Annotated in this window: 11 protein-coding genes; 6 read left to right on the forward strand and 5 right to left on the reverse strand. The window is 73.7% G+C overall.

The genetic code is table 11. The features are described 5' to 3' along the window. Window positions 1-3 precede the first annotated feature (3 nt). The 4 genes from GD748_RS08845 to GD748_RS08855 all read right to left on the reverse strand — a co-directional run bounded on the left by GD748_RS08845 (window position 4) and on the right by GD748_RS08855 (window position 5,924). A complete protein-coding gene (locus GD748_RS08845) occupies window positions 4-2,256 on the reverse strand; it encodes an HNH endonuclease signature motif containing protein (RefSeq protein WP_193312887.1) in 2,253 nt (750 codons plus the stop codon). A gap of 82 nt (window positions 2,257-2,338) precedes the next feature. Beyond that, entirely contained in the window at window positions 2,339-2,737 is a 399-nt protein-coding gene (locus GD748_RS19485; RefSeq protein ID WP_193312888.1) for a hypothetical protein, read from the reverse strand. A gap of 520 nt (window positions 2,738-3,257) precedes the next feature. Next, the gene (locus GD748_RS08850) at window positions 3,258-4,949 is read right to left on the reverse strand and encodes a phospho-sugar mutase (protein ID WP_152194808.1); all 1,692 of its coding nucleotides are present in this window, start codon (window positions 4,947-4,949) and stop codon (window positions 3,258-3,260) included. A gap of 120 nt (window positions 4,950-5,069) precedes the next feature. Then, window positions 5,070-5,924 (reverse strand): purine-nucleoside phosphorylase, encoded by an 855-nt coding sequence (locus GD748_RS08855; RefSeq protein WP_152194809.1) that lies wholly within the window; start codon window positions 5,922-5,924, stop codon window positions 5,070-5,072. Between the two features lie 228 nt (window positions 5,925-6,152). On the opposite strand from GD748_RS08855, the gene GD748_RS08860 reads away from it, so the two are divergent. The 4 genes from GD748_RS08860 to GD748_RS08875 all read left to right on the forward strand — a co-directional run bounded on the left by GD748_RS08860 (window position 6,153) and on the right by GD748_RS08875 (window position 9,899). After that, entirely contained in the window at window positions 6,153-7,553 is a 1,401-nt protein-coding gene (locus GD748_RS08860; protein ID WP_226921112.1) for an NAD(P)H-quinone dehydrogenase, read from the forward strand. A 136-nt stretch (window positions 7,554-7,689) separates the two neighbouring features. Beyond that, window positions 7,690-8,805, forward strand: a complete 1,116-nt coding sequence (gene dapE, locus GD748_RS08865) for a succinyl-diaminopimelate desuccinylase (protein ID WP_152194811.1) — start codon at window positions 7,690-7,692, stop codon at window positions 8,803-8,805. A 19-nt stretch (window positions 8,806-8,824) separates the two neighbouring features. After that, a complete protein-coding gene (locus tag GD748_RS08870) occupies window positions 8,825-9,640 on the forward strand; it encodes an LOG family protein (protein WP_152194812.1) in 816 nt (271 codons plus the stop codon). 91 nt (window positions 9,641-9,731) lie between these two features. Beyond that, window positions 9,732-9,899, forward strand: coding sequence for a DUF3117 domain-containing protein (locus GD748_RS08875; protein WP_152194813.1), 168 nt, complete (start codon window positions 9,732-9,734; stop codon window positions 9,897-9,899). A gap of 267 nt (window positions 9,900-10,166) precedes the next feature. Here GD748_RS08875 and GD748_RS08880 read toward each other — a convergent pair whose 3' ends face one another. After that, the gene (locus GD748_RS08880; protein ID WP_152195072.1) at window positions 10,167-10,799 is read right to left on the reverse strand and encodes an O-methyltransferase; all 633 of its coding nucleotides are present in this window, start codon (window positions 10,797-10,799) and stop codon (window positions 10,167-10,169) included. Window positions 10,800-10,935: 136 nt separating this feature from the next. Here GD748_RS08880 and sigE point away from each other — a divergent pair, with 136 nt between their 5' ends. Together sigE and GD748_RS08890 are read left to right on the forward strand one after the other, a co-directional pair. Continuing rightward, complete coding sequence (sigE, locus tag GD748_RS08885) at window positions 10,936-11,574, forward strand: RNA polymerase sigma factor SigE (RefSeq protein WP_152194814.1); 639 nt, start codon at window positions 10,936-10,938, stop codon at window positions 11,572-11,574. Beyond that, entirely contained in the window at window positions 11,571-12,512 is a 942-nt protein-coding gene (locus GD748_RS08890) for an anti-sigma factor family protein (RefSeq protein ID WP_152194815.1), read from the forward strand. The genes sigE and GD748_RS08890 overlap by 4 nt, the downstream gene beginning before the upstream one ends. Window positions 12,513-12,926 lie beyond the last annotated feature (414 nt).

Genomic DNA, 12,926 nt, shown 5'->3' on the forward strand with positions numbered 1-12,926 from the left:
CGATCAGAACGGTGGCGGGTCGCCTTCCTCGGCGTCGCGGCCCGTCCAGGGATCGTGGGAGCGCCCGGGAGCAGCGGCGGTGTCCGAGCCGTTCGCCGTCGAGTCGGCGCGGCTCGGAACTGCCGACCTCCGTCGGGCGGGGAGCATGGTGATGGTGCCGTCGCTCTCGCGTCGGTAGACGTGGCCGGTGGGTGTGGTCCATTCGAAGATGCCGGGCTGTGGTTGGACGACGGTGAAGGCACCGACGGTCTTGAGGGTGTGGTCGCGGGTGCACAGCGGTCCGTGGTTGGTGTCGGCGGTGTGCCCGCCCTGGGACCACGGGATCGTGTGGTCGATCTGGCAGCGCTGGGCCGGGACCGAGCAACCCGGCAGCACACAGGTGGTGTCGCGTAGACGGACGTGCTCTTGGAGGTCCTCGGGAGGCCGGTACCTGGTGCGGCCATGGTCCAGGACGGTCCCGGTGACGGGGTCGGTGATCAGGCGCCGCCAGGTGCCGCCGGCGGCCAGGGCGCGGGCGACGTCGCCGGTGATCGGTCCGTAGCCGTGCAGGACCGCGACCTCGGGAAGGGGGCCGTCGGGCGGCTCGGTGGCAATGGCCGGGCCCTCGCCGCGGTCGCGCCCGTCGACCAACCCGCCGCTGGCGCTGCTGCCGCAGGTGCAGCTGTGGCCGTCGCTGGCGCTGCTGGCGTCGCCCGGGCCGGTGTCGTCGTCGGTCGTGGCGTTCTGGCCGGCGAGGAGGACGTTGAGGGGGACGGTGACCTTGATCTGGGTGTGGGTGGTGGCCGGGCTGCCGCACCGCATCGCTTCGCCGGTCTGGAGGAAGGGCCACCACGGCGGCACCACGTCACCGTGCGTCGGCGGGCCGGTGCTCTCGGGCTCGTCAACGTGCCCGTCGGGCGGTTGACCGGCTACCGGTTCGGCGTCGGCGTCCTCAACCGGGGGCCGTGGTGGCCAGGTGGGCACAGCTGTCCCCTCAGACCCCGGTCCTGGCCTGTCCGCGACGGCTGTGCGCCCGGACCCGGGGCTCTGCCCGGTCTCCTCAGTGTCGGGAGGACTGCCGACAGCCCCCGCGCTGCCGGAGGCGTCACGGTCGGTGCCGCCTGGGGCGTCGGCGTCGACGGGCCTGTCGGAGGCTTGAGGTGGTGCGTCACCGGCTGGCGGGTCGACCGCGGCTGTCGGTGGCGGCGCCGGCGACGCGGCGGGCGGCAAGATCGTGCCGAGACCGGTCGCTGCGGAACTGGTCGGGCCGCTCCGGTCCGGGGCCGTCGTGGTGGCCTGGTGTGGTGGTGGGCCGGTCCAGCCGGTGTGGATGGTGCCGCGGGCCATGGCGGCCATGGCGTCGGCGCGTAGCTGGGACATGGTCCGGGTATCGCCGGCGGCCTTGGCGGTGGTCGCGATCGCGTCCAGGGCCAGGTCGACGGTGACACAGTCCTCGGCCGGCAGGACGGCGTAGAGGGAGGCCATGCCGTCGGGCAGGGCCTTGGTGTGGTTGACGTGCCGGCCCGCCCGGGCCCGGGCATGGCGGTCCTGGGCGTCTTCGGGGTCCACGGCGATCAGGGCCTTGTTCAGGTCGCGCTGAAGCTGGGAGGGGGTGCGCCCGTCGGCCTGGTGCAGGACCTCGGCCTCGACCTCCGCCGCCACCGGACCCGGGGCGTGGGCCAAGGTGGTGACGATCTTGGCCGCTTTGCGGAAGTCGATCGCCCCGGCCGCCAGCGCGGCACCGGTCTGGGTGAACGCCCGGGTCAGGCCGTGCCCGACGGTGACCAGGTCGCTGGCCTCGGTCCTGGAGATCGCCAGCCGCAGCGCGATCTCCTCCCCGGTCGCGTCGACCTTCTCCTTCAGTGACGGGTGGGCGAACGTGGTGGCCTTGTCCGCCAGGGTCGAGGCGGTCCGTGCTGCGGCGGCGGCGGCCCAGGCCTCGATCCGTTTGTACCCGGCCAGGACCTCCAGCGTCGCGAACCGGTCGATCTGGTCCTGGTCCACCCCGGCCAGCAGCGCGGCCAGGACCGGACCCGCTTTCGCCTGACCCAGCACGGTCAGGCTGATCCCGAGATTACGACCCGATTCGGCCTCGACCTGCGCGAAGACCTCCGTCAACGGCCGGTCCAGCACCCGCGACCACGACCCACCGACGTCGCATGTATCGGCGTCGCCGAGGTCGACCTCGATGACGGTGTCGGTGCTATCGCCGGCGGTGTCACGAACGGACGCGGTGTCTGGAGCGGCGGCGGTGTCATCGGCCGAAACGACTGCCACAGAATCAATGCCCTCGACCGCGGTCGGAGCAGGTGAGCCGGCAGAGCCGACACCGTCGACGGCATCGACGGAATGGGCGACATCAGGGGTAGCGATGGTGCCGGTATGGACGGCCCCAGCACCGGCGGCGGCGGCCGGTACCGGTCGGGTGGACCCCGCCGTCGTCGCGGAGCGGGTAGAACCGTTGGTCGTCGGCCAACGGGTCCGCGCTCGTGGGAGGCGGGCCGCCCGCCCCGTCGTCCTCCGGGCCGTCGAGGAGCACCTCAAGCGCCTCCAGCGCGGCCGGGTCGCCCTCGTCCGCCGCCCCGACCAGCCCCGCGAAACCCAGCCGGGACAGTCGCCGCGTACGCTCGACCCGTTCCTGCGCCGCGACCGCGAGCGCGAACTCACGCAGGTGCGAGCACGGGCGGCCACCGTAACCGTCCTGCTCGCAGCAGAACCCACCGGTGTCACCACCTTGCGAACCCGTCCACCTCGACATGTATCGAACCTATGTGCGGCCACTGACATTCGGGCCAGACCGGCATGAACCTGTGGATCTGGCCGTTCTCGTGACCGGAGACTGCGGAGACAGTCGCGAGTTTGGTGCCGGAGAGTGGAGGGACGTCAGACAGGGGGCCGGCAGTGGTGGCCGTCCGCCAGGGGGCCGGGAGGGAGGGCCGTCAGACAGGGGTGCCGGGAGTGAGTGGAACGTCAAAACTGCCGGAGGTGGTGACGACGTCCTGCCGTGGTGCCAGGGAGTGAGCGGAACGTAAGGACTGCCGGGCGCGGTAGCGATGACCGGCCGGGGTGCGAGGGAGTGAGCGGAAGGTAAGGACTGCCGGGCGCGGTAGCGATGACCGGCCGGGGTGCGAGGGAGTGAGCGGAAGGTAAGGACTGCCGGGCGCGGTAGCGATGACCGGCCGGGGTGCGAGGGAGTGAGCGGAACGTCAGGGCTGCCGGGCGTGGTAGCGAGGTCCGGCAGGGGTGCCAGGGAGCGGGCGGAAGGTCAGCCAGGCGCGTCAGAGCCCGGTGGCAGCCGAGACATCTGCCCGGAGCTGCTTCAACCGATCGGCAGCGGTCCGTCGTGCAGCCGCGACATCGCCGGTGACCGGTACGACGACCTCGAGGTACGCCTTGAGCTTCGGCTCGGTGCCCGACGGACGGATGATCACACGGTCGCCGGCGGCAGTGAGATACAGCAGCCCGTCGGTCGGCGGCAGCTCGTCGGAACCCTCGGCCAGGTCCGTCGTCGTGATGACGGGGGAGCCGGCGAGCGTGGTAGGACCGCCCGTGCGCAGCCGCGCCATCGCCTCGCCGATGAGCGCGAGGTCCTCCACACGGACCGACAGCGGGCTCGTCGCGTGCAGACCGTGCCGGAGCGCCAGCTCGTCCAGCGCGTCCGTGAACGTCTGGCCGTCGTCGTGCAGCTGTGCGGCCAGATACGCGAGGCGCAGAGCGGCGGAGATCCCGTCCTTGTCCCGCACGGCCTCGGGGTCGACGCAGTAGCCGATCGCCTCCTCGTACCCGAATGTGAGGCCCTCGGTGCGAGCAATCCACTTGAAGCCCGTGAGAGTGGTGCGGTGCTCCAGGCCGTGGGAGGCGGCGATCTTGGCCAGCAGCCGGGACGAGACGATCGAGCTGGCGAACACGCCACGTCCGGTCAGGGCCGCGGCCACCCCCGTCTGTGCGCCGAGCAGCGACCCGATCTCGTCGCCGGTGAGCTGGCGCCAGCCGCCCTCGACCGAGCGGTCCGGGACCGCCATCGAGCAGCGGTCGGCGTCGGGGTCGTTGGCCAGGACGACGTCGGCATCGACGGCGCGGGCGAGCTCCAGGGCGAGGTCGAGCGCGCCCGGCTCCTCAGGGTTCGGGAACGCCACCGTCGGGAAGTCGGGGTCCGGCTCTGCCTGCTTGGCGACGACGTGCACGTCGGTGAATCCGGCCCTGCGCAACGCCTCCACGGCGGTAGCACCGCCCACCCCGTGCATCGGGGTCAGAACGATCCGGATCCCACGCGTGTGACGCGTCGGGATCAGGGAGGCCACGCGAGCGAGATAGGCCTCGCGCACCTCGTCCCCGAGGACCTCCCAACCGCCGTCGGCGAGCGGCACGTCCACCGCCGGCCCGGCGGCTGCGATCCGCTCGGCGATCTTGGCGTCGAACGGCGGCACGATCTGCGCGCCCTGCCCCGCCCCGGTGACGGCCCGCCCACCGAGGTAGACCTTGTACCCGTTGTCCTGCGGGGGGTTGTGCGACGCCGTCACCATCACCCCGGCGTCCGTGCCGAGGTGGCGTACCGCGAAGGCGAGCACCGGCGTCGGGAGGGGCTCGGGAAGGAGGAAGGCCTTGCCGCCGGCAGCGGTGACGACGGCGGCCGTGTCCTGCGCGAACTGCGCCGAGCCGTAGCGCGCGTCGTAGCCGATTGCCACCGTGAAGTCGGTCGCCACCTCGGCCGCGAGGAACGCGCTGAGCCCGGCGGCCGCCCGGATGACGACCGCCCTGTTCATCCGGTGCGGCCCGGCCCCCAGCGCGCCGCGCAGACCGGCGGTGCCGAACTCGAGCGGGCCGGCGAACCGGTCGTCGAGATCGGCCTGCGCGGTCTCACGGTCGTCCTCGCCCTGTGCCCGCTCGAGAAGCGCGGTCAGCTCGGCTCGGGTGGTCTCGTCCGGGTCGGCGGCGATCCAGGCGCGAACCTCATCGGCGGTGACGGTCATGTCGTGAGCCTCCTCGGCGGTTCAGTGCGGTGGGACGGTGGGACGGTGGGACGGTGGGACGGCGGGGGTGCGGGTGGCGATCGCTGCAGGGCTGCCGGGCAGCGCGCCAGGCGGTCCGGCTCAGAGCCGGCGGACGATGTCGGCCAGCAGGCGGGAGATGCGCGGACCAGCCGCCCGGCCCGCCTCGAGGACCTCCTCGTGGGACAGCGCCTCCTCGGAGATGCCGGCCGCCGGGTTGGTCACGAGCGAGATGCCGAGGATCTCGAGGCCGGCGTGCCGGGCGGCGATGGCCTCGAGCGCCGTCGACATGCCGACCAGGTGGCCGCCCATCCGGTGCGCCATCTGCACCTCGGCCGGCGTCTCGTAGTGCGGGCCGCGGAACTGGACGTAGACCCCCTCGGCCAGCGACGGGTCCACCTGGCGGGCCAGCTCCCGGAGCCGCGACGAGTAGAGGTCCGTCAGGTCCACGAACGTCGCGCCCTCCAGCGGGGACGCGCCGGTCAGGTTGATGTGGTCGCTGATCAGCACCGGCGTCCCCGCGGGCCACTCCGGCTCCAGCCCGCCGCAGCCGTTGGTCAGCACGACCGTCGACGCGCCAGCGGCGGCAGCGGTCCGGACCCCGTGAGCGACCCGTCGCACCCCGCGCCCCTCGTAGAAGTGGCTGCGCGCGCCGAGCACCAGCGCATGCTTGTCGCCGCCCTCGATACGCACGGACCGCAGCGTCCCGCCGTGTCCGACGACGACCGGTGCCGTGAACCCGGGGACCTCGGCGGCCGGCAGCTCGGCGACCGTCTCGCCGAGGACGTCCGCGGCCCCGCCCCAGCCCGACCCGAGCACGAGCGCGACGTCGTGCCGCTCGACCCCGGTGCGCTCTGCGATCACCGAGGCGGCGAGGCGGGCGACGGCGGCCGGGTCGGTCGCGGGGTCGTCCAGGTCGGCGGCGGGATCGGCGGCGTCGTAGGCGGCGTGGCTCATGGTGAGACGTTAGCGCGAACGCTGCTCGGACGGCCCGGCACAGGCGGCCCGCCGGCCCGTCGGGCGCGCCGGACCGGCACGTTCGGCACAATGCCTCAGGTGAGCACCTCATCGACGCCCGTCCCGCCGCCCGCCGTCGAGCAGACGGGGGCCGCCGCCGCCGGCCAGAGCCCGGAGCACCGCCGCGAGCACGGCGCCGGAGCCTCGCCCGTACGAGAGGGCTCGCGGGTGGTCATCATCGGCGGCGGGCCCGGCGGGTACGAGGCCGCCCTGGTGGCGCAGCAGCTGGGCGCGCACGTCCACGTCGTCGAGCGGCAGGGCATGGGCGGCTCCGCGGTGCTCACCGACGTCGTGCCGTCGAAGACGCTCATCGCCACCGCCGAGTGGCTCACCGTCACCGAGCAGGCGGGCGAGCTCGGCATCGGCGCCGACGGCGGACCCGACGGCGACCCCGGCACCCTGCGGGCGGACATGGACACCGTCGACCGTCGGGTCGTGCGCCTCGCCGCCAAGCAGTCCAAGGACATCCGCACGCGCCTCGAGCGCGAGGGCGTCACGATCATCTCGGGCACCGGTCGCATCGACGCCGAGATCAGCGCACAGGGCAGCCGGCGCATCTTCGTCACCACCACTGCCGGTGAGGAGCTCGAGCTGGAGACCGACATCGTGCTCGTCGCCACGGGCGCGACCCCTCGCGTGCTGCCCAGCGCACAGCCCGACGGCGAACGCATCCTGACCTGGGCGCAGATGTACAACCTCACCGAGATCCCCGAGCACCTCGTGGTGGTCGGCTCCGGCGTCACCGGTGCCGAGTTCGCCGGCGCCTACAACGCGCTCGGCGCCCCGGTCACGCTCGTCTCCTCCCGCGACCGTGTCCTTCCCGGCGAGGACGAGCACGCCGCCGAGCTCATCGAGGCCGTCTTCCGCCGTCGCGGCATGACCGTGCTGTCCCGCTCCCGGGCGGCCGCGGTCCGCCGGGTCGACCACGGCGTCGAGGTCGAGCTCACCGACGGGCGCGTGGTCACGGCGTCGCACTGCCTCGTCGCCGTCGGCGGCGTACCCGCCACCGACGGGATCGGCCTGACCGAGGCCGGCGTCGAGGTCAGCGACAGCGGCCACATCAAGGTCGACCGGGTCTCCCGCACCCGTGCCTTCCGCGTCTACGCGGCCGGCGACTGCACGGGCGTCCTCCCGCTCGCCTCGGTCGCCGCGATGCAGGGCCGGATCGCCATGTGGCACGCCCTCGGCGACGCCGTCTCCCCGCTCGACCTCGACACCGTCGCCGCCAACATCTTCACGGCTCCGGAGATCGCCACCATCGGTGTCACCCAGAAGCAGATCGAGTCCGGTGAGATCGACGGCGCCATCACCAGGCTGCCCATCACGCGCAACCCGCGCGCCAAGATGCTCGGCATCAAGGAGGGCTTCGTGAAGCTCTTCTCCGACCGCTCCACCGGCACCGTCATCGGCGGCGTGGTGGTCGCCCCGCGCGCGTCCGAGCTCATCTACCCGATCACCATCGCCGTGACGCAGCGGCTCACCGTCGACCAGCTCGCCAACGTCTTCACGATCTACCCCTCGCTCACCGGTTCCATCGCCGAGGCCGCCCGCACCCTGCACCGCGCGTGAGACGGCGGAGGCGTAGGGACGACGGCGCACCCGGCACGTGCTCGGCCGCGAGAATTCCAGGCGCGACGGCGGTGACCCGCACCTTCCCACCGGTCGACGGCCGCCGGGCCCGGACCGGGCCGTAGGGTCTGGACCCATGAGCACCGCGACGCCCGCCACCCTGCCCGACCTGGCGACGGCCGACGTCGTCGACCTCGCGGCGGCCGTGTGCGACATCGCCTCGGTCTCCGGCGGCGAGACCGCGCTGGCCGACGCCGTCGCCGTCGCCCTCGCCGCCCACGCCCACCTCGAGGTCCTGCGGGACGGCGACGCCGTGGTGGCCCGCACGAGCCTCGGCAGGGAGCGTCGGGTGGTCGTCGCCGGCCATATCGACACCGTCCCGATCAAGGGCAACGTGCCCACCTGGCGCGCCGTCGCGGACGACGGCACGGAGGAGCTGTGGGGCCGCGGCACCGTCGACATGAAGGGCGGCGTCGCCGTCGCCCTGCACCTCGCCGCCGCGCTGACCGAGCCGCGCTGGGACGTCACCTGGGTCTTCTACGACCACGAGGAGGTGGCGTCCGAGCTCAACGGGCTCGGCCGGCTCGTACGGCTGCACCCGGACTGGGTCGCCGGTGACCTCGCGGTCCTCGGTGAGCCCACGGCCGGCGGCATCGAAGGTGGTTGCAACGGCACCCTGCGTGCCGAGGTGTCCACGACGGGGCGCACGGCGCACTCCGCCCGCGGGTGGCGCGGCGTCAACGCCGTGCACGCCGCCGCCGGGATCCTGGACCGCCTGAACGAGTACGAACCGCGCGAGGTCGACGTGGACGGCCTCGTCTACCGGGAGGGTCTCAACGCCGTCCGCGTCACCGGCGGCATCGCCGACAACATGATCCCGGACTCCTGCGTCGTCACCGTCAACTACCGCTTCGCGCCCTCGACGACGCCGGCGCAGGCGGAGGCGCACGTGCGCGAGGTCTTCGCGGGCTACGACCTTCGGGTGACCGACCTCGCCGGCGGTGCGAGGCCCGGCCTCGACGACCCGCTCGTGGCCGGGTTCGTCGACGCCGTCACCGGTGTCACCGGTGGGGCGCCCGGACCGAAGTACGGCTGGACCGACGTCGCCCGGTTCGCCGAGCTCGGGGTCCCGGCGGTCAACTTCGGGCCCGGCGACCCGATGCTCGCCCACGCCGACGACGAGCGCTGCCCGGTCGACCAGATCCGCACGTGCGCCCTGGCCCTGCGCGCCTGGCTCGCACAGGGCGCGTGACAGCGAGGAAGATGAGGACATGACACGCGAGGTGCACACCAACCACGAGCACGCCAACGGCTACCGCAAGGGGCCGGTGCTCCTGCGGCGCGACCAGGTCCCGGAAGAGACCACCGACGCCCGGCTGCTCGCCCCGGAGCAGGACACCAGCTGGCTGCACATGGACCCCTGGCGGGTCATGCGCATCCAGGCGGAGTTCGTCGAGGGCTTCGGTGCGCTCGCGGACCTCGGTCCCGCGATCTCGGTCTTCGGCTCGGCCCGCCTGAAGCCCGGCGAGCCCGAGTACGAGCTCGCCGAGGAGATCGGCGGGCGGCTCGTGAGGGCCGGCTTCGCCGTCGTGACCGGCGGGGGCCCCGGCGTCATGGAGGCCGCCAACAAGGGCGCCTGCGAGGCGGACGGCACCTCGGTCGGCCTGGGGATCGAGCTGCCCTTCGAGCAGGGCATGAACCAGTGGGTCGACCTGGGCGTGAACTTCCGCTACTTCTTCGCCCGCAAGACCATGTTCGTCAAGTACTCCCAGGGATTCGTGGTGCTGCCGGGCGGCTTCGGCACCATGGACGAGCTCTTCGAGGCGCTGACCCTGGTCCAGACGCAGAAGGTCTCGTCCTTCCCGATCGTGCTCGTCGGGTCCGAGTACTGGGGCGGGCTCGTCGAGTGGCTCCGGACGACGATGGTGGAGCGCGGCACGATCAGCCCCGCAGACCTCGACCTGCTGCCGGTGGTGGACACCGCCGAGGAGGCCGTCGACGCCGTCCTGACCGGCATGGCGCACCTCGCCCACGAGAAGGAAGCGCAGGCCGCAGCGGTGGAAGAGGCTGGCGGCGCCCCCGAGTGATCTAAACTGGTGCCAGCGATCACCTCGCACGCTGGCGGGGTCCGCCCGCTCGTGGGCGGTCGAGGATCCATGGAGAAGAGGGGTAAGCCAGATGGCTGCGATGAAGCCGAGGACCGGAGATGGGCCGCTCGAGGTGACCAAGGAGGGTCGCGGCATCGTCATGCGCGTCCCGCTCGAGGGCGGTGGCCGACTGGTCGTCGAGCTGACGCCGGCCGAGGCAGGGGAGCTGAGCGACGCGCTCAGCGCCGTCGCCGGCTGAACTCGCTCCACCTGTAACGCCGGACGGCCGGCCAGCCTCGCTGGCCGGCCGTCTCGTGTCTCCGCCGAGCTGCTCGGCGTCGTCTCTACCGGGCTGCTCGGCGTCGTCTCTACCGAGCTGCCCGGCGTCGTCTCTGCCGACCTGCCCGAGGTCGTCTCTACCGGGCTGCCCGGTGTCCCGGCGGCCGTCCTGGCCGGGACACCGAGAGGCGAGAGGTCAGCGGCGTACCGCCACGAGCACGCCGTCGGGACACCAAGAGACGAGAGGTCAGCGGCGTACCGCCACGAGCAGGCCGTCGCCGGTGGGCAGCAGCGCGGGGACGAGCCGGTCGTCGTCGCGCACCCGCTTGCCGAGCTCGCGCACCGCCACGGTGGCCTCGTCCCGCCGGGCCGGGTCCGCCACCCGGTCGTGCCAGAGCGCGGCGCCGACGGCGAGCACGCCGCCGGGCCGCAGCAGCCGCACCGCCTGCTCGACGTCGTCCCCGGCCTCCGCCGTGTCCCCGTCGACGTGGACCAGGTCGTAGGCGCCGTCCGCGAGGCGCGGGAGCACCTCCAGGGCACGGCCGCCGATCAGGCGGACGCGCGCCGGCCGCACGCCGGCCGCCGCGAACGTCTCGCGGGCCGCGCGCTGGTGCTCCGGCTCGACGTCGATCGTGGTCAGCACGCCGTCGGGGGCCATGCCGCCGAGCAGCCACAGGCCGGAGACGCCGGTGCCCGTCCCGACCTCCGCGACCGCCCGCGCCTGGCAGGCGGCGGCGAGGACGCGCAGCGCGGCGCCCGTGCCCGCCGGCACCGCGGCGACCCCGAGCTCCTCGGCGCGCAGGCGGGCGTCCCGCGTGTGCTCGTCCTCGGCGACGAACTCTTCGGTGTAGGCCCAGGACTGGGCCTTGTCGGCAGTGATGGTGGGCCTCCGGGCGGGTTCGGGCGGCCAGTGCCGCCGGACGGGTAGGACGATGCTACCGGCGGCCGACGCTCCCAGGCGGCTTCCAGGTTCGGTACCTACGATGGGACTCACCGTGACGGAACGAGGACCGCAGATGCCCGATGCCCCAGCCGCCCAGGCCGACGCCGACGTGCCGGCCCCCGGGTCGGTCGTGGAGCCGCCGGTGGACGAGGCGGCCGCCCCGGTGTGGTCTCCTCCCTCGTGGGAGCAGATCGTCGTCGAGCACTCCCCGCGGGTCTACCGGCTGGCCTACCGCCTCACCGGGAACAAGGCCGACGCCGAGGACCTGACGCAGGAGACCTTCGTGCGGGTCTTCCGCTCGCTGCACAGCTACCAGCCGGGAAACTTCGAGGGCTGGCTGCACCGCATCACCACCAACCTCTTCCTCGACCACGCCCGCCGGCGCTCGCGGGTGCGCCTCGACCCCATCGGCGAGGCGACCGAACGGCTGCCGAGCGCGCGCGACACCGAGGAGCCCGAGCGTGGGTTCGAGCACGCCCACCTGGACGTCGACGTCCAGCAGGCCCTGGACGCGCTGCCGCCGAAGTACCGGGCCGCCGTCGTCCTGTGCGACATCGAGGGCCTGTCCTACGAGGAGATCGCCGCGACCCTCGACATCAAGATGGGTACGGTGCGTTCGCGCATCCACCGGGCGCGCGCGATGCTCCGCGAGCAGCTCGAGCACCGGCGCCCCACGAGCAGCCCTGTCGTCGTCACCGGAGGCGCCCGGTGAGGCATCTCGGCGACGACGTCAGCGCGCTCGTGGACGGCCAGCTCCCGCCCGCACGCACCGAGGAGGCGCTCGCCCACCTGGTCCTGTGCGAACGGTGCGCGAGCCTCGTCGCCGTCGAGCGTGCCTCCCGGCACCACCTCGCGCAGGCCCGCGACGTGCCGCCGGACGACGACCTCACCTGGCGGCTGCTCCAGGTCGCCAACACCCCGCCCCCCGTCCCCGCGCACGGCGCCCGAGCGCTCGCCGGCCGCGCCTGGCAGCCGCTGGCCACCGGTCGCGGGCGGCGTCGCGCTCTCGTCCGGGGGACCGCGGCGCTCGCCGGCGCGGCATGCGTCGTCGGGGCGCTGGTGGTCGTCGGTAGCCTCGCCGAACGCACCGGCGACCCGGCCAGCATGCTCGCCGGCGCCTCCGGCCGCGCCCCGGCGCAGGCCCAGCTGCAGATCTCCCCGCAGACGGTCCACCTCGACCGGAGCGCCGGGGCCGACGGGCCGAGGAGCACCACCGAGGCCGCCGTGGCCTGGTTGACCACCAACGGCTGGAGCGCGCCGACCGAGCTGCCCGACGCCGCGACCATCAGCCAGATCGGTATCCGGTCCTCGGGCGCCGGCGTCGAGCTGGTGGAGGTCGAGATCGTCCGCGACGGCGACCTGGTCCGCGTGCTCGAGCAGCCCGGGGTGCTGGACGTCGATGCCCTGGCGCAGCTGGATCCCTCCGCCGACGACGGCCGCCTCGTGCACGAGATCCCCGGCCCCGGCACCACTCTGGTGCTGCAGTGCGAGGGTGTCGTCGTCGTGGTTGCCGGCGGCGACGACGATCTCGCGCGCCAGGTCGCGGCCGCCTTCCCGGCGACGGCGCCCGGTTCCGACGTGACCGATCATCTCGACCGGGGCTGGCAGACTCTCGTGGGGTGGACCGACCTGCTCGTGCAGGCACCATGATCCGCACGGCGGGAAAGGAGCTCCGATGAGCTCGTCAGAGCACACGGCCGGCCCGGGCGAGACAGGCCCTGAGGGTGCCCGGCCGGACGGGCCCCAGCCGGACGCGCCCCGGCCGGACGCACCCGGGCCGGACGGAGCCGGGCCGGATGGACTCGAGCCGGACGCACCCCGGCCCGACGCGCCCCGGTCCGACGCGCCCTGGCCGGACGCACCCGAGCGGCGGACGCCACCGCCCCCCTACGACTACGCCGCGACTCCGGCCCCCCTGTCGGAGCCCTACCACCGGCTCGATCCCACCAGTGCCGGTCCGGGTGACGAGGGCGGACGGGACGACCGCGGACCGCGACGCTCGTTCCTGCCGCACCGCATGCGGCGCCGGGAGAAGCCGGCCTCCGGCGTCATCGTCCCACCGCC

Source organism: Georgenia subflava (assembly GCF_009193155.1).
In the GTDB taxonomy this organism is placed as follows: domain Bacteria; phylum Actinomycetota; class Actinomycetes; order Actinomycetales; family Actinomycetaceae; genus Georgenia; species Georgenia subflava.